Genomic DNA, 17255 nt, shown 5'->3' on the forward strand with positions numbered 1-17255 from the left:
GCAAGGTGGCACCGCATGATCCGGGCTTCAAGTGCCTCGATCGCCCCCCGGCCGATCAATGGCCTCAAGCCGGAGAGGGAAAGTCGCGCTAGAAAGATCACGCGGGATGCATATGTTGTCGGTGCGGCTCTAACTCGAAAGGACTTCACCATGTCCCTGCGCATCAACGACACTGCCCCCGATTTCTCGGCCGATTCGACCGAAGGCCGGATCAGCTTCCATGACTGGATCGGTGACAGCTATGCGATCCTCTTCTCGCATCCGCGCGATTTCACGCCGGTCTGCACGACCGAGTTCGGTGCGGTCGCCCAACTCGCGCCGGCATTCGAGAAACGCAATACCAAGGTGCTGGGCGTCTCGGTCGATTCCGTCGAGGATCACGCGAAGTGGAAATCCGATATCGAGAAGGTCGCAGGGGTCCCGGCAAACTTTGCCATCATCGACGACACCTCGCTGAACGTCGCCAAGGCATATGACATGCTTCCGGCCGAGTTCTACCTGCCGACCGAAGGTCGCACACCCGCCCATTCCGCGACCGTACGCACCGTCTTCATCATTGGACCGGACAAGAAGATCCGCCTGACCATGACCTATCCCATGTCGGTCGGGCGCAACTTCGCCGAGATCCTTCGCGCGCTTGACGCTGTGCGCAAGACCGATGGCGTGCCGCTGGCGACCCCGGCGAACTGGGTTCCGGGCCAGGACGTGATCGTGGCACTGGCCCTGGACGATGCGAGCGCCGAAGAGAAATACGGAACGCTGGAAAAGAAGCTGCCCTATCTGCGCTACGCCAAGGACCCAGCCTGAAAATTGTGGTGGCAGGGGCTCACGACCCCTGCCCTAAATGGCGCCGTGTTGTCTCATGGCTAAGATCATGTTCCTGCCCAATACGACCACTTTCCCGGACTTGCGTTCTGCCTCGACAAGATCGGCCAGCAACCCCGCCTCCAGCCGCGGGGCGTGGTGCCCCTTGCGCTCGATCCGGCAGATTGCCGCCTTGTCCGAGGTCACGGCATCGTCATAGCCGCACTGATAGGCGGTCGTCGAAAAGGTGAAGCCCGCGATCGCCACCTCATCGGCGGGCGATCGCAGGAAGAACTGGGCGCACACCAGACCCGTGGACGGCGACGCGCCCCCGAGCTTGGCGCTAAGTTCCTCGTAGCTCGTGCAGGGAATGTTCCTGACGCGGCAGGACGCGAAGTTCTGGGCGGCCACAAGCGTATTCAGGAACCCGCTGCGCTTGGGAGTTCGATGAACGATCAATTCCACCTTCGCCTTTTCCAGCTTGGGCTGCGTGACCGGTCGCGCGTCCTTGGTCAGGCAATGGAACAGGATATCGCAGCGCATGGGGTCCAGACCCTTGCAAGCAACCGGCGTATCCAGCCCGTTATTCATCTTCACGACGAGGTCGTAGTGCGTCGGGTCGATTTCGATCAGGTCATCCTCGACGGTTCGCGCGGGACCGATGATCAGGATCTTCTTGTTGCGAAATTCCTCGGGGGAAAGGCTGTAGTCGCATTGCAGCCTTCTCAGCAGCAGTTTGTTCACGGATGAACGCATGAAGCCGGGAAGAGATTGCGCTGCGGACAGCAAAAGTCCCTTCGTGCTCACCGAACCGCTCCTCCATGCCATCAGGCCCTATGAAAAGACCGGCCCGAAGCATCTCCGGGCCGGTCTGCAATTTCAAGAAGTCAGGCCGATCACTCGGCGGTTTCTTCTTTCTTCTCGGGGGCGATTTCTTCGCCGGTCTCCTGATCGACCATCTTCATGCCGAGGCGGACCTTGCCGCGATCGTCGAAGCCCAGAAGCTTGACCTTGACCTCTTGGCCCTCTTTCAGAACCTCGTTCGGATGGGTCAGGCGCTTGTTGGCGATCTGGGACACGTGGACCAGGCCGTCGCGCTTGCCGAAGAAGTTCACGAAGGCGCCGAAATCGACGAGCTTCACGACCTTGCCGATATAGATCTTGCCCTCTTCCGGCTCGGCCACGATCGAGTAGATCATGTCGTAAGCCTTCTTGATCGAGTCGGCATTGGCCGAAGCGATCTTGATGACGCCGTCGTCATTGATGTCGACCTTCGCACCCGAGGTTTCCACGATCTCGCGGATGACCTTGCCACCCGAGCCGATCACTTCACGGATCTTGTCGGTCGGGATCGTCATCGTCTCGATGCGCGGGGCATGGGCGCTGAACTCGCGACGACCCTCGGTCAGGGCTTTCGACATTTCGCCCAGGATGTGCATCCGGCCGTCCTTGGCTTGCGCCAGGGCCTGTTCCATGATTGCCGGGGTGATGCCCGCAACCTTGATGTCCATCTGAAGGCTGGTGATGCCGTTCTCGGTTCCCGCGACCTTGAAGTCCATATCGCCGAGGTGATCCTCGTCGCCCAGGATGTCGGTCAGAACGGCGTATTTGCCGTCATCCTCAAGGATGAGGCCCATGGCGACGCCGGCGACCGGAGCCTTGAGCGGAACGCCTGCATCCATCATCGACAGCGACCCGCCGCAGACCGAAGCCATAGAGGAGGAGCCATTCGACTCGGTGATCTCGGACACGACGCGGATGGTATAGGGGAAATCGGTGGCAGCCGGCAGAACCGCTTGCAGCGCGCGCCAAGCCAGCTTGCCGTGGCCGATTTCGCGGCGGCCGGGCGAACCCACGCGACCAACCTCACCGACCGAATAGGGCGGGAAGTTGTAATGCAGCAGGAAGTTCGAACGGAAGTTGCCGTGCAGCGCGTCGATGATCTGTTCGTCATCGCCGGTGCCAAGCGTGGTCACGACCAGCGCCTGGGTTTCGCCACGGGTGAACAGCGACGAGCCGTGGGTGCGCGGCAGAACGCCGACTTCGCTGTCGATGGCGCGGACGGTCTTGGTGTCGCGACCGTCGATGCGGGCGCCACCGTTGATGATGTCACCGCGCAGGATGCCCGATTCAAGCTTCTTCAGCGCAGAGCCCAGATTAACGTCGAGCAGCTCTTCCTCGGTCAGGGCTTCCTTGACCTTGGCTTTCGCGGCGGCGACTGCATCCTGACGTTCGCTCTTGTCGCGGATTGCATAGGCGGCGCGCATGTCAGCCTCACCCAGCGATTTCACGCGGGCATAAAGCTCGCTGTAATCCGGCGACTGGAAGTCGAAGGGCTCTTTCGCGGCGGCTTCGGCCAGGTCGATGATCAGGTCGATCACCGGCTGCATCGCGTCATGGCCGAATTTCACGGCGCCCAGCATTTCTTCCTCGGTCAGCTCGTAGGCTTCCGATTCGACCATCATCACGGCGTCCTTGGTGCCGGCGACGACCAGGTCGAGACGCTGTTCGGGATTGTTGCGCAGCTGGTCCATGTCCTGAACTTCGGGGTTCAGAACATATTGGCCGTTCGAAAAACCGACGCGCGCTGCGCCGATCGGACCCATGAAGGGCACGCCCGAGAGGGTCAGCGCGGCCGAGGCGGCGATCATCGCGACGATATCGGGGTCGTTGACCAGGTCATGCGACAGCACGGTGCACATCACCAGGACTTCGTTTTTGAAGCCGGGGGCGAACAGCGGACGGCAGGGACGGTCGATCAGGCGGGCGGTCAGCGTCTCTTTTTCGGTCGGCCGCGCTTCACGCTTGAAAAAGCCGCCCGGCACTTTGCCGGCGGCATAGTATTTCTCTTGGTAGTGCACCGTCAGCGGGAAGAAGTCCTGCCCCGGTTTCGGTTCTTTCGCGAAAGTGACGTTGGCCATGACGCTGGTTTCGCCGAGCGTGGCGATGACCGAGCCATCGGCCTGGCGGGCAACCTTGCCCGTTTCCAGCGTGAGCGTTTCCTCGCCCCACTGGATGGATTTTTTCACTTCATCAAACATCTGGTTTCCTCTGGTAACGGCCGGCCCTCCGGTCGCGTCCCGTGTCATATGGCGGCCCCATTGCCGCCTTCCCCGATCCTTTGCATGGCCCCCGGGGCAAGGGCGTCACGTCACAGATGGACGGGGCATACAGCAAAACGCGGATTTTGGAAAGTGCCTTGCCCGTTGGCCCGGCCCCATCGAAATGCGAAAACGCCCGCCCCATTTCAAGGGCGGACGCTTCCAGAATTTCGCTGCGAACCGATATCAGGCCAGTTCGCGCTGGCGGAATTCGCCCTGATCGGCGGTCGCAAGGCTGACCAGAACGATCGCGATGAACGAGGCGACAAAGCCCGGCACGATCTCGTAGATCGTGCTGCTGAGCCCCAGGGCAATCCAGAGGATCACGGTCACCGCACCGACGATCAGTCCCGCCACGGCACCTGCGCCGGTCATGCGCTTCCAGGTCAGCGACAGGATGATCAGCGGGCCAAAGGCCGCGCCGAAACCGGCCCAGGCATTTGCCACCAATCCCAGCACCTGCGAATTCGGGTCGCTCGCGATGACAAGCGCCACGATACCGACTGCCAGAACCGCGAGACGGCCGACATTGACCAGCTCGCGATCCGAAGCTCCGCGCTTCAGCACGGTGCGGTAGATGTCCTCGGTGAGCGAGGACGAAGCGACCAGAAGCTGGCTCGACACCGTCGACATGATCGCCGCCAGCAGCGCCGCATACAGGAAGCCTGTGACCAGCGGATGGAACAGCAGGTCCGACAGCAGGATGAAGATCGTTTCGGCATCGGCGACGTCGAGCCCGATGCGGTCCGCATAGGCACGGCCGAAAACGCCGACCGAGATTGCGCCGATGAGCGAAACGATCATCCAGGACATGCCGATCTTGCGGGCGGTCGGCACGTCGTCGACGCTGCGGATCGCCATGAAGCGAACGATGATATGCGGCTGTCCGAAATAGCCAAGCCCCCAGGCCATGGCGGAAATCCAGCCAAGTGCGGTGACGCCTTTGGAAAGCGACAGGAACTGCGGGTCGATCGCCGTCAGGCGTTCAGCTGCTGCGCCGATACCCTGCCCGCCGTCAGAAGTCAGGATCACGATCGGCATGATCACCAGAGCCAGCATCATGATGCAACCCTGGACGAAATCCGTGAGGCTCACGGCAAGAAAGCCGCCGATCACCGTGTAAATCAGCACGATCCCGAGCGTCAGCGCGACGCCGGTCATGTAATCACCACCAAAGGCGCTTGCGAACAGCTTGCCGCCACCGACCAGGCCCGAGGCGGTGTAGACCGCAAAGAACACCACGATGATGACCGCAGAAACCATGCGAAGCAGACGCGCCCGGCTTGGGAAACGGGCGCCGAGGAAGCCCGGAATGGTCAGGCTGTTGTCGTAACGCTCGGTCTGCTCGCGCAGCCGAGGTGCGACGATCATCCAGTTCAACCAGGCCCCGATGACCAGACCGATGCCGATCCAAGCCTGCGAAAGACCGGCCACGAACAGCGCGCCGGGAAGGCCCAGCAACAGCCAGCCGCTCATGTCCGAGGCGCCGGCAGAAAGCGCGGTTACCGCGGGCGACAGACCACGCCCACCAAGAATGTATTCCTCCGAGTTCGACGTCGATTTTCGCCAAGCATAAATGCCGATGCCGATCATCATCAGGAAATAGATCGACAGGCTGACCCAGACTCCCGTTTGCATGAGCTCATCCCCTTGTGATTCAAGGGCGCGGCTTTTTCACGGAATCGACATTGAAGGAAGCAAAATCTTGCGATGGGGATACGCAAAAAGATCAAATGGTCTGATCGTCTAATTCGGACGGTCCAAAGATGCCAAAATCTCACGAAAATGCGGATTTTGGACGATTCAGCTTAGCCGCCACGGCGGGTTTCACGTCGCGTGACGCTTGGGGAATCAGTCCGGATCACCCCAAATCATGCTTCGCCGAAGACCGAAGTTACGCTGCATTGCGCGCCAGTCAGACATGAGGCCGACAGCCGAAGCGGCCGGCCTCCACCCTCAGCGACCCGCCATGATCCGGCCACAATCTGGATAGAGATCGAACTCGGCCTCATGCGTGCCTATCGGGCAACCCGCGCCCGGCCCGGTCTTGCCGCGCGCCGCCAGACTGCAGATCGTCGGCTTCACGACCATGACGGCCATCGCGCGATCATTGCTCGCCGGCACATACAAGCAGTCACGCTCGACGGCATTCCACCAGTAGTTGTCCTTCACATTTGTATAGCCGCCCTGCGTCATCGCCTTGTTCAGGATCTCGGCGCCCATGGCCATGATGTTCGCAGATGTTTGGCCGGTATCCGCACATGCAGGATATGCGACAATAGCCGCCAAAATGGCGGCACGGGCAATCGTTAACGTCATTTCTCGATCCTTTCGTAATCTCGAAAGTGATGTTGCAAATACAAGTTAAAAAACTGCGCGAATCCGCGCTGGCGCAAACATAACAGACAAAATTGATTCCCGTTAACGAATTATTCGCCTGGATCGAAGCTGCTTCTTGAACCGGGCGCCTGCGATTCTTCAGAACCCCTGGCAAGCACAAGCGTCAGACGCAAAAGGAAAACGCCCGCGGCTTTCGCCACGGGCGTCGTGTCAAAAAGACTGTAGCCGGCTTGACTTAGCGACGCAGACCCAGCTTGGCGATCAGAGCCGTGTAGCGGGCTTCTTCCTTGCGCTTCAGGTAGTCCAGCAGCTTGCGGCGCTGTGCAACCAGCTTCAGCAGACCACGACGCGAATGGTTGTCTTTCTTGTGGGTCTTGAAGTGCTCGGTCAGGGTCGCGATGCGCGACGACAGGATGGCGACCTGGACCTCGGGCGAACCGGTGTCGCCTTTCTTGGTCGCGAATTCGGTCATCACGCGGTTCTTTTCCTCGACAGTGATCGACATCGGGGTCTCCTTTCAGGATCAAAGGGTTATGGCTCTGGCCGGGATGTCGTCCAGCTCAGGCCCGTGGAGAAATCTTTCCGGATTCGGTCCGGAAGATGGGCGCATATAGGCGAAATCCACGGGAATTGAAAGAGAATTCGTTGCCCTCCGGCTCAACCCAAGGCGGGAACCCGTCGCAGCAGGATATCCTCGGCACGCAGCCCCGCCCCGTTCAACACGCGTGCCATTGCCTCGCCGTCCATCCGGATCAGCGCAGAGCCGTCATCGGCATGCTCGATCTCGACCAGCGGCACCGGGGCATCTTCCGTCCCGCGCCAGATCAGCTCTATCCGGTCTTCGGCGGGGTCATAGTCACCGATGATGGGCACCGGGGCTCCGGGCAGGTCCAACCGGAACAGGTCCTGTCCCGCGCCGCCCTCGGCAAAATCCCCTGCATAGGGTTCAAGAGTGTCCTGCCCATCCCCCCATGCAGCCAGGCCTCATCCGGGCTGCGCGATCCGATCAACAGATCATCGCCGCTGCCCCCGTCAAGATCGTCAAGACCGGACCCAGCAATCAGTGTGTCATTTCCGGAATTCCCCGAGAGCAGGTCGTCCCCATCGCCGCCTTCCAGCAGATCATCCCCCTCGCCGCCGAACAAGGTGTCATTGCCCGGTCCACCGCGCAGCGTGTCGTTCCCGCCCTGCCCCGCAAGGAAATCGTCACCCTCGCCCCCGTCAAGCAGATCATCCCCCGGCAGGCCGTAATCACCATCGCCATAAAGCCAGTCGTCGCCCCTGCCACCGAACAGGCTGTCGTTGCCAAGCCCGCCATGCAGATCGTCATTGCCTTCATAGCCTTCGAGCAGGTCGTCTCCATCGCCGCCCGCAAGCCAGTCCGAGCCACTGGTCCCCAGCCGAACCAGAACCGGCGCTGTCTCCCCATCCTCGTCGGGCATGTCTGGTGCCTCAGGGGGACTGTCTTCATCAGTTTCCGCATCGTGGTTCGCGTCTTCCGATCCGCCGTGGATCGCAAGCCCCATGAACAAAAGGCCAACCAAACTGCCCAGAATCAGCATGTCAATTACCCAGAAGAATCTTCAACCGTGAACAGAAGATTAACCTGAGGTTGCATCCAGCGCATTCGATTTGCCGAATCTGAGTTAACCGCTGTGGATCGCTTCCGCGCGGCTCAGAGATAAGATCTCGCCCCGAAGATCGCGCTGCCGACGCGGACATGCGTCGCCCCTTCGGCGATCGCCACCTCAAAATCCGAACTCATGCCCATCGACAAACCCTTCAACCCATTGCGACGGGCAATCCCACGCAATTCGATGAAATGCGGCCGCGAATCCTGATCCTCGGGCGGGATGCACATCAGCCCTGCCAACGTCAGATCAAGCGCAAGACATTCGCGGATGAAGTCATCTGCTGCATCGGGCAGAATTCCGGCCTTCTGAGGCTCGGCGCCGGTATTGACCTGAACGAACAATTGCGGACACGAGCCGCGATCCTGCACCTGCCGCGCCAGTTTCTGCGCCAGAGACGGTCGATCCAAGGTGTGGATCGCGTCGAAAAGATCAAGCGCGGGCTTTACCTTGTTGGTCTGCAATGGCCCGATCATATGGAGTTCCACACCGCGGTATTGCTCGCGCCAGGCCGGCCATTTCCCGGCCGCCTCCTGAACGTAGTTTTCGCCGAAGATGCGCTGACCGGTTGCAAGCACCCTTTCGACGCGCTCGGCCGGCTGGACCTTGCTGACGGCAATCAGCCTGACCTCGCCATTGGCGCGGCCGGCGGCGGTTTCGGCCGCTGCGATGCGGCCCTTGATCTGATCCAGTCCCATGGTGACAAAATCCCAAAAGAAAAGAGCGGGCACAAGGCCCGCTCTTCGTCAATTCCATTTCCCGAAGGATCAGAATTTGAACTTGACGCCCATGTCGGCGACAGTGTCGTTCAGCCAGTCGCTGTCGACGATACCGCCCGACAGGGTGGCGCCGCCGCCCAGGTCGTAGTCGGCACCGATGCCGTAGCTGTCCATGTCGCGGTCACCGTAGCCGGCTGCATCACCAGTCGAGGTGGTGCGCAGCTCGTCACGACGCCAGAAACCGGCGACGCGGATCGCGTCCATCTGGTACTCAGCGCCCAGGCCCCAGGTCTTGCCCAGCTCGTAGTTCTCCGAGCTCAGGGTCAGGTCGTCAACGAAGTTGCCGGTCGCATCGTCGCCGCCGAACGAGATCGAGTTACGATCGGAGTAGTCGGCATAGATCGCGGTGACGGCGAAGTTGTTGAAGCTGGCTTTACCACCCAGGGTCCACTCTTCAGCGTCGCCCTGCTTGGCGTAGCCCAGACCAACCATGAAGTTTTCGGCTTCGTAGTTGGCAGCAAGCGACCAAGCCAGATCGTCATCCGAAACGGTTTCGCAATCGGTGATGCCGCTTTCCGGGTCGAATTCACACACGACGTTGTCGTTCGCGCCGGTGGTGGTGAACCAACGACGGTCGCTGCCGTCCGAAGCCGAGGCAAACAACGAGATGTTGTTGATCGAGTATTGGTACAGGATGTTCGGACCCTGGTCGAGGTTCGCACCGTCGCCGGTCAGGTACGAAATCTCTTCGAGGTCGCCAGCGAAGCCACCATCGGTGTAGCCGACCGACGGCAGGTCGCCGACGGCTGCTTCCGAAGCCGAAACGACGTCGCCCATTTCGAGCTTGCCATAGGTGCCCGAAACATAGACCGAGCCAGCAACACCCTGGTTGCCCGATGCGGAGTTGTCCGCACGGATCGAGCCGCCGAACGAAAGGCCGGCATCGCTTTCACCGGTCATGGTGAAGATGGCGCGCAGACGGCTCGAGAACTGAGCGTCGTTGCCGTCATAGATCACACCCATGCGGCCGGTGCCGGTCAAGGCGACTTCAGCGGCGGCCACGCCAGCCGTCATCACCAGCGCGGTGGTGGCGAAAAGAACCTTTTTCATGGTTTTCCCTCTTGTCTCTCTCGTGTGCCCCGACCGGTTGACCAGCCTGAGGTATGGTGGGTGTGTCGCGCGTTCACAGAAGCATTGCAACGAATTCAGGCCTGCACTTTCCCTTTCACAAACCCTGTGATGCACATGAGCCACACCCTTTCGTGAGCACGCCAAGCGACGCCGCAGGAACCGGACCAAATCTTTAATCGGTCACGATATTCGACCCCGTCGGATCATTTGAAGCGAGCTTGGAGGGCGGCATGCACGCAATGGTAGGCGCGCCTGCCCGGTATCGCCCGATGCGCTGCTGCACCACGGGTCTTGCTGCTTTTTCGCGACCGCACCGATACGGCCTGCCGCACGTCCTGCACCCGCTCTCTTGTCGCTTGGCACAGAATTGCGCTATGGCTCGGCGAAGGACGATCCGGGGGACATCAGATGACCAGACGCGCCGCACGGCTGACCGCCACCCTGCTACTTGTCGCGGGGCTCGCAGCCTGTTCGGGCAGCCAGCAATCGCAGCGGCAACCCGCCGAGCGCGAGTCGACGCTTTGGGATCTGTTCGCCAACCGCAGAAGTGCGAATGACACCGTTGCCGTGAACAAGTACCTCTGGAATGCCAGCCTCGAAGTCCTGAACTTCCTGCCGATCCAGTCGATCGACCCGTTCACCGGCGTCATCGTCACAGGATATGGCACGCCCCCCGGCGGCGGGCGCAGCTATCGCGCGACAGTCAAGATCACCGACCCGTCGCTTGACGCGCGCGCGCTCAAGCTGTCGCTTCAGGGCGCTGGCGGCAGCAGCGTGGCGCCAGACACGGTGCGCGCCGTCGAAGACGCCATCCTGACCCGCGCGCGTCAGATGCGCGTGCGCGACGGCAATCTCTGACGGGCTGGCGCTGACCCGGCTGGACCTGCGTCCCGGCAATCTGTAATACCTCGCGGGCAATCTGACGCCCGGAGGTTTCCATGCCCTATGATCCCGCAAGCAGCGAGCCGCGCTGGCAAGAGGCGTGGAATGACGCGGATACGTTCCGCGCCATCCGTGACGAGAGGCCGAAATATTACGTCCTCGAGATGTTCCCCTATCCTTCGGGGCGCATCCATATGGGGCATGTGCGCAATTACACGATGGGCGATGTGGTCGCGCGTTTCAAACGCGCACAAGGCTTCAGCGTGCTGCATCCGATGGGCTGGGACGCCTTTGGCATGCCCGCCGAGAACGCCGCGATGGAGCAGGGCGGTCATCCCCGCGACTGGACCTATGCCAATATCGCCACCATGCGCGAGCAGCTGAAACCTTTGGGCCTGTCCATCGACTGGAGCCGCGAATTCGCGACCTGCGACGATGAATATGTCCATCAGCAGCAGTCGATGTTCCTCGATTTCCTCGAAGCCGGCCTGATCTATCGCAAATCGGCGATGGTGAACTGGGACCCGGTCGACATGACGGTTCTGGCCAATGAGCAGGTCGAGGACGGTCGCGGCTGGCGCTCGGGCGCGCTGGTCGAGCGCCGCGAGCTGACGCAATGGTTCTTCCGCATCTCGGATTATTCCGATGAATTGCTCTCCGCCTTGGACGATCTGAACGGTTGGCCGGAAAAGGTCCGCCTGATGCAGCAGAACTGGATCGGCAAGTCGCGCGGGCTGCAATTCCGCTTCGACATCGTGAACCCTCCGGCGGGCTTCGATCAGATCGAGGTCTATACCACGCGTCCCGACACGCTGATGGGCGCGAGCTTTGCCGCGCTTTCGCCCGATCACCCGCTGATCAAGGCGCTGGCCGCCGAGCGCCCCGAGATCGCCGAATTCTGCGCCGAATGCCGCCGCATCGGCACCACCGAGGAAGCCATCGAAACCGCGCCGAAGCTCGGCTTCGACACTGGCCTGACCGTGCGCCATCCGCTTGATCCGACTTGGGAATTGCCGATCTGGATCGCGAATTTCGTGCTGATGGATTACGGCACCGGCGCGATTTTCGGCTCCCCCGCCCATGACGAGCGCGACCACGAATTCGCCACCAAATACGGGTTGCCGATCCGCTCGACCTTCGGGCCGAAGGGCGCGACGCTGGAGGAGGCCGACGCGCTGATCGCCGAGGCCCCCTTCGTGCCGCTGAAATCCGAGACCGTGAGCTATGTGCGCGGCTTCTCGGGCGCGGCCGACCAGACCGGCGAGGCCGCCGTCGATGCTGCGATCCAGCATGCCGAGGCCTCGGGCTATGGCGAGGGCGTGACCAAGTTCCGCCTGCGCGACTGGGGCATCTCGCGCCAGCGCTACTGGGGCTGCCCGATCCCGGTCGTGCATTGCGACAGGTGCGGCACGGTCCCCGAGAAGAAAGAGAACCTGCCGGTCCTGCTGCCGCAGGACGTGACCTTCGACGTGCCGGGCAACCCGCTGGACCGTCACCCGACCTGGCGCCAGACCGAATGCCCGGTCTGCGGCAAGGCCGCGCGCCGCGAGACCGACACGATGGACACCTTCGTCGATTCCTCGTGGTATTACGCGCGCTTCACCGCGCCTCAGGCGAGCACGCCGACGAACCGCGCCGATGCGGATTACTGGATGAATGTCGACCAGTATATCGGCGGCATCGAGCATGCGATCCTGCACCTGCTCTATTCGCGCTTCTTCGCCCGGGCCATGGTCAAGACCGGCCACCTGCCGGACTCCGCCAAGGAGCCCTTCGACGCGCTGTTCACGCAAGGCATGGTCACGCACGAGATCTACATGACCCGCGACGAGCGCGGCCGCCCGGTCTATCACCTGCCGGAATCGGTCAGCGACGGGAAGCTCGCCGACGGCACCGCGGTCGAGATCATCCCCTCGGCCAAGATGTCGAAGTCGAAGAAGAACGTCGTCGACCCGGTCAACATCGTCGAGAATTTCGGCGCCGATACCGCACGCTGGTTCATGCTTTCGGACAGCCCGCCCGAGCGCGACGTGGAATGGACCGCCGCCGGGGCCGAGGCCGCGAACAAGTTCCTGTCGCGGGTCTGGCGCCTGTCGGACGAGGTTGGCGAAGGCAATGCCGATCAGGACCTGCTGCGCAGCGCTCATCGCGCGATTGCCGATGTGACAAAGGCAATCGAAGGCTTTGCCTTCAACAAGGCCGTTGCGAAACTCTACGAACTGGCCAACGCAATCGGGAAATCGAAAGCGGGCGGAGAGTCCAAGCGTGAAGTGCTGCGCATCCTTGCGCAACTGCTCGCGCCGATGGTTCCACACCTTGCCGAAGAGGTCTGGTCGAAAGCCGGCGGTCAGGGCATGGTGGTCGACGCCGCCTGGCCCGAGGCGGACCCTGCGATGCTGGTTTCGGACAGCGTGGTGCTGCCCATCCAGATCAACGGCAAGCGCCGGGCAGAGATCGAGGTGCCCAAGGACATGAGCAAGGAAGAGATCGAGGCGATCGTACTGGCCGATGAAACCGTCCAGAAGTTCATGGACGGCTCGGCCCCGAAAAAGCTCATCGTCGTGCCGGGCCGCATCGTCAATGTCGTGGTCTAGGCGCGCGTTCCTGCTCGGCTCGCTGGCGCTGGCCGCCTGCGGCTTTTCCCCGGTCTATGGGCCGGGGGGAACCGGCGGCAAGCTCTTCGGCAAGATCCGGACCGCCGATCCCGAGACTCCGGATGACTTTGCCTTTGCCGGCAGGATTGCCGAGCGGCTTGGCCCCGAAGGTGCTGCAACTTACGAACTTGGTTGGCAATTGCGCATCGCAGTCGTGCCCCAGGCGATTACCCCCGATGAGATCACGACACGCTATGCGCTCAACGGAAGCGCGGAATATCTGCTGACCGATATTGATACCCGGCGGACTGTGGCGCGGGGGCAGGTCAGCAGCTTCACCTCCTATTCGACGACCGGCACGACCATCGCCACAATGGCGGCGGAACAGGACGCGCATGAGCGTCTCGCCCGGCTGCTGGCCGATCAGGTCGTGAACAGGCTGCTCGCCCTAGAACCCTCGACCGTCGAATGATCCTGAAAGGCCCAGAGATTGGTCGCTACCTGTCGCGCCCCGACCCGACGCGGCCGGCCTTGCTGATCTATGGACAGGACGCGATGCGCGTTGCGCTGAAGCGCGCCGAGGCGGTCAAGGCGCTCGTCGGAGACGGCGCCGAAGAGGAAATGCGCCTGACGCGCCTGCCCGGGGCCGAGTTGCGCAAGGACCCGGCCGCCCTGCTGGATGCGGTGAAGGCGGTCGGCTTCTTTCCCGGCCAGCGCGTTGTCCTGGTCGATGACGCACCTGATGCCAGTGCCCCTGCCGTAGCATCCGCGATTGCCGAGTGGCGCGCCGGAGATGCGGTCATTGTCGTGGCGGCGGGCGGGCTTTCCAAGGGCTCGGCCCTGCGCAAGCTGTTCGAACCGCATCCCGCAGCGGTGACGACGCCGATCTACGACGATCCGCCCGGAGAGGACGAGATAACCCGCTGGCTGAGCGCGGCGGGCCTGCGCGAGGTGCCCCGCGACGCGATGCGTGACCTGATCTCGCTGAGCCGCGCACTCGACCCCGGCGATTTCCGACAGACGGTCGAGAAGATCGGGCTCTACAAGCATGGCGACGAAACCCTGCTTACCCCCGAAGAGATCGCGCTTCTGGCGCCCGCGACCATCGAGGCCGAGGTCGACGATCTGGTAGATTGCGTAGCCGAACGGCGGGCGCGCGAATTTGGTCCTTTGATGCGAAGGATAGAAGGGCAGGGTATCGCCCCGGTCACGCTTTGCATCGCGGCACTGCGCCATTTCCGTGCCCTGCACGCCGCCTCTTCGGACCCCGGCGGGCCAGGGGCAGGAATCGCGAAACTCCGGCCCCCGGTATTTGGCCCGCGTCGCGACCGCATGATGCGCCAAGCCCAGGACTGGGGAATGCACGCGCTCGAAGACGCGATCCACCAGCTGATCGATACCGATCTTGTCCTGCGATCCTCGTCCAAGGCGCCACCAATGGCCGTCATGGAGCGCATGCTGCTGCGCCTGTGCATGATGCCCCGGGGCGGAAGATGACCCCAGTGGAAAGGGTCGAGGCGCTGGTGATCGGCGCCGGACCTGCCGGGCTCATGGCAGCCGAGACCCTTGCCAGGCGTGGTGTCAGGGTGGTGATCGCCGAGGCCATGCCGACCCCTGCGCGCAAGTTTCTGATGGCCGGCAAGTCCGGGCTGAACCTGACCAAGGACGAAAGCCCGGATGCATTCCGATCGCGTCTTCAGGGCGGGTTGGCCCATTCCCCCGGCTGCCTTGGGCTGCATGAAACCGGTCCCGCCCAGATCATGGCATGGACGAGAGGGCTGGGGGTCGAGCTTTTCATCGGGTCGACAGGCCGGGTCTTTCCGGTCGGCATGAAGGGCTCGCCCATGCTGCGGGCATGGTTGGCGCGCTTGCGAGGCCTTGGCGTCGAACTGCGCACGCGCTGGCGCTGGCTCGGCTTCGAAGACCGGGACTTCCGGTTCGAGACACCCGAAGGCATCGTGCTGTTGCGGCCCGCCGTGACCGTGATCGCGCTTGGCGGGGCTAGCTGGCCAAGGCTGGGATCAGACGCAGCCTGGGTCCCCTGGCTTGAAGAGCGCGGTGTTTCGGTCGCTCCATTCCAACCAGCGAATATGGGATTTCGGGTAAGCTGGTCGCCCGCGATGACGCGCCATTTCGGACAGGCGGTCAAGGGCGTCGCCTTGTCGGCAGGCAAGTTGCACAGCCGCGGCGAATGGGTCGTCACCGCGCGGGGAATCGAAGGCGGGGGGCTTTACGAGGTCGCCGCGGCCATGCGCGACGGGGCGGAGGCGCGGATAGACCTGGCGCCCGACCTCGGCCAGGTGGAACTGGCGCGCCGCTTCTCTGCGGCTGCGGGCAAGCTTTCGGTCGGAAACCGGCTGCGACGCGTGCTTGGCGACCCGCTGCGCGCCGCGCTGTTGATGGAATGGGGCAAGCCATTGCCAGGCGATCCGGCGACGCTGGCCCAGCGGGCAAAGTCGCTGCCATTGCGCCATGACGGGCCGATGGGGCTGGAAAGGGCCATTTCCTCGGCCGGGGGCATCACGGCCCAGAGCGTGACCGAGACGCTGGAATTGCGCGACCTGCCGGGCGTCTTCGCCGCAGGAGAAATGCTCGACTGGGAAGCGCCGACCGGGGGTTACCTGCTGACGACCTGCCTTGCCTCGGGCAGGCTGGCCGGGCAGGGCGCCGCCGCCTATCTCGGCGCGCGGCACTGATCCCGCAGAGTGGGCATTGACGTCGACCCGGCGCGGGAGCAGGAATGAGGCTTCCATACCACGGAGACCGTCATGACTCCAGCCACCCGCTCGTCCCTGTTTACGCCGGTGCTGATCGGCGGCTCGCTGATCCTGTTGATCAACTTTGCCCTGCGGGCCAGTTTTGGCGTATTCCAGATTCCGATCGCTCAGGAATTCGGCTGGCCAAGGACGGAATTCAGCCTTGCCATCGCCATCCAGAACCTTGCATGGGGCATCGGTCAGCCGATCTTCGGAGCCCTGGGGGAACGCTGGGGCGATCGCTGGTCGATCATCATCGGCGCCTTCCTTTATTCGGCGGGCCTGATCCTGACGGCCTATGCAACCTCGCCCGCTTCCATGCAGCTGCTGGAGATCATGGTCGGCTTCGGCGTCGCCGGCACCGGCTTTGGCGTGATCCTGGCCGTGATCGGCCGGGCCTCCAGCGACGAAAATCGCAGCCTAGCCCTTGGCATTGCGACGGCGGCGGGATCGGCCGGCCAGGTCTTTGGCGCCCCTCTCGCCGAGGCTCTGCTTGCGCATTATCCTTGGCAGACGGTCTTCATCATCTTCGGCGTCATCGTTCTGGCCTGCCTGCTGTTCCTGCCCATGCTGGGGGGTGGTCGCCCGGCCACGAAGCACGAGCTCGACGAAAGCATGGGCACCGTTCTTAGGCGCGCCTTTACCGATCCGTCCTATCTGATGATCTTCGTGGGCTTCTTTTCCTGCGGATACCAGCTTGCCTTCATCACCGCTCATTTCCCCGCAATGATCACCGAGATATGCGGCCCGATCAGCCCGATGGGCACATTGGCGAGCATAGGCATCACCACCACCTCGGCCCTTGGTGCCGCGGCCATCTCGCTGATCGGCATGGCCAACATCGCAGGAGCGATCTTTGCCGGCTGGCTCGGCAAGCGCTACACCAAGAAATACCTGCTGGCCGGAATCTATGCTCTGCGGACGATCGCGGCGGCCACTTTCATCCTGATGCCGATAACGCCGACCAGCGTCATCATCTTCTCTTTGGTGATGGGGGCGCTGTGGCTGGCCACGGTGCCGCTGACCTCGGGGCTGGTCGCGCATATCTACGGGCTGCGCTACATGGGGACGCTTTACGGCTTCGTCTTCCTCAGCCACCAGCTCGGCTCGTTCCTCGGGGTCTGGCTGGGTGGCAAGATGTACGACATCTACGGAGATTACACGATGGTGTGGTGGGTCGGCGTCGGTGTCGGCGCAATCAGCGCGCTCATCCATCTGCCGGTACGCGAGGCGCCACTGCGGATTCCGACTGCCCATCCTTCGGGCGTCGCGTCTTGAACTTCCTGCCGGGCTGACG

16 protein-coding genes are annotated in these 17255 nt (G+C 62.6%); 7 read left to right on the forward strand and 9 right to left on the reverse strand.

Annotated elements, in window-relative coordinates; translation table 11 throughout:
• Positions 1–150: 150 nt before the first annotated feature.
• Positions 151–807: a peroxiredoxin gene (locus RGQ15_RS04005; RefSeq protein ID WP_311158935.1), complete on the forward strand. Its 657-nt coding sequence runs from the start codon at positions 151–153 to the stop codon at positions 805–807.
• 33 nt (positions 808–840) lie between these two features.
• On the opposite strand, the gene RGQ15_RS04010 is transcribed toward RGQ15_RS04005, so the two are convergent.
• From RGQ15_RS04010 to RGQ15_RS04050, 9 genes are all read right to left on the reverse strand, one after another.
• Complete coding sequence (locus RGQ15_RS04010; protein ID WP_311158937.1) at positions 841–1611, reverse strand: hypothetical protein; 771 nt, start codon at positions 1609–1611, stop codon at positions 841–843.
• 89 nt (positions 1612–1700) lie between these two features.
• The gene (gene pnp / locus RGQ15_RS04015; protein ID WP_311158938.1) at positions 1701–3845 is read right to left on the reverse strand and encodes a polyribonucleotide nucleotidyltransferase; all 2145 of its coding nucleotides are present in this window, start codon (positions 3843–3845) and stop codon (positions 1701–1703) included.
• Between the two features lie 246 nt (positions 3846–4091).
• Entirely contained in the window at positions 4092–5543 is a 1452-nt protein-coding gene (gene putP / locus RGQ15_RS04020; RefSeq protein WP_311158939.1) for a sodium/proline symporter PutP, read from the reverse strand.
• 318 nt (positions 5544–5861) lie between these two features.
• Complete coding sequence (locus RGQ15_RS04025; RefSeq protein ID WP_311158940.1) at positions 5862–6224, reverse strand: hypothetical protein; 363 nt, start codon at positions 6222–6224, stop codon at positions 5862–5864.
• Between the two features lie 256 nt (positions 6225–6480).
• Complete coding sequence (gene rpsO, locus RGQ15_RS04030) at positions 6481–6750, reverse strand: 30S ribosomal protein S15 (protein WP_134682217.1); 270 nt, start codon at positions 6748–6750, stop codon at positions 6481–6483.
• Positions 6751–6902: 152 nt separating this feature from the next.
• The gene (locus RGQ15_RS04035) at positions 6903–7118 is read right to left on the reverse strand and encodes a hypothetical protein (protein WP_311158941.1); all 216 of its coding nucleotides are present in this window, start codon (positions 7116–7118) and stop codon (positions 6903–6905) included.
• On the reverse strand, positions 7076–7807 hold the full coding sequence (locus tag RGQ15_RS04040; protein WP_311158942.1) for a calcium-binding protein: 732 nt from the start codon (positions 7805–7807) through the stop codon (positions 7076–7078). Before RGQ15_RS04040 ends, RGQ15_RS04035 begins: the two co-directional genes overlap by 43 nt.
• Positions 7808–7920: 113 nt before the next feature.
• Entirely contained in the window at positions 7921–8574 is a 654-nt protein-coding gene (locus RGQ15_RS04045) for a YggS family pyridoxal phosphate-dependent enzyme (RefSeq protein ID WP_311158943.1), read from the reverse strand.
• A 69-nt stretch (positions 8575–8643) separates the two neighbouring features.
• Positions 8644–9705 (reverse strand): porin, encoded by a 1062-nt coding sequence (locus RGQ15_RS04050; protein ID WP_311158944.1) that lies wholly within the window; start codon positions 9703–9705, stop codon positions 8644–8646.
• Between the two features lie 429 nt (positions 9706–10134).
• Here RGQ15_RS04050 and RGQ15_RS04055 point away from each other — a divergent pair, with 429 nt between their 5' ends.
• The 6 genes from RGQ15_RS04055 (at position 10135) to RGQ15_RS04080 (ending at position 17236) form a co-directional block, all read left to right on the forward strand.
• Positions 10135–10584, forward strand: a complete 450-nt coding sequence (locus tag RGQ15_RS04055) for a DUF3576 domain-containing protein (RefSeq protein ID WP_311158945.1) — start codon at positions 10135–10137, stop codon at positions 10582–10584.
• An 80-nt stretch (positions 10585–10664) separates the two neighbouring features.
• Complete coding sequence (gene leuS, locus RGQ15_RS04060) at positions 10665–13202, forward strand: leucine--tRNA ligase (RefSeq protein ID WP_311158946.1); 2538 nt, start codon at positions 10665–10667, stop codon at positions 13200–13202.
• On the forward strand, positions 13189–13674 hold the full coding sequence (gene lptE, locus RGQ15_RS04065; protein WP_311158947.1) for an LPS assembly lipoprotein LptE: 486 nt from the start codon (positions 13189–13191) through the stop codon (positions 13672–13674). Before leuS ends, lptE begins: the two co-directional genes overlap by 14 nt.
• On the forward strand, positions 13671–14699 hold the full coding sequence (holA, locus tag RGQ15_RS04070; protein WP_311158948.1) for a DNA polymerase III subunit delta: 1029 nt from the start codon (positions 13671–13673) through the stop codon (positions 14697–14699). The genes lptE and holA overlap by 4 nt, the downstream gene beginning before the upstream one ends.
• Positions 14696–15898: a TIGR03862 family flavoprotein gene (locus RGQ15_RS04075; protein WP_311158949.1), complete on the forward strand. Its 1203-nt coding sequence runs from the start codon at positions 14696–14698 to the stop codon at positions 15896–15898. The genes holA and RGQ15_RS04075 overlap by 4 nt, the downstream gene beginning before the upstream one ends.
• A 72-nt stretch (positions 15899–15970) precedes the next feature.
• Positions 15971–17236 (forward strand): MFS transporter, encoded by a 1266-nt coding sequence (locus RGQ15_RS04080; protein ID WP_311158950.1) that lies wholly within the window; start codon positions 15971–15973, stop codon positions 17234–17236.
• The last annotated feature ends 19 nt before the right edge of the window (positions 17237–17255 follow it).

The sequence above is a fragment of the Paracoccus sp. MBLB3053 genome, assembly GCF_031822435.1.
Lineage (GTDB): Bacteria > Pseudomonadota > Alphaproteobacteria > Rhodobacterales > Rhodobacteraceae > Paracoccus > Paracoccus aurantius.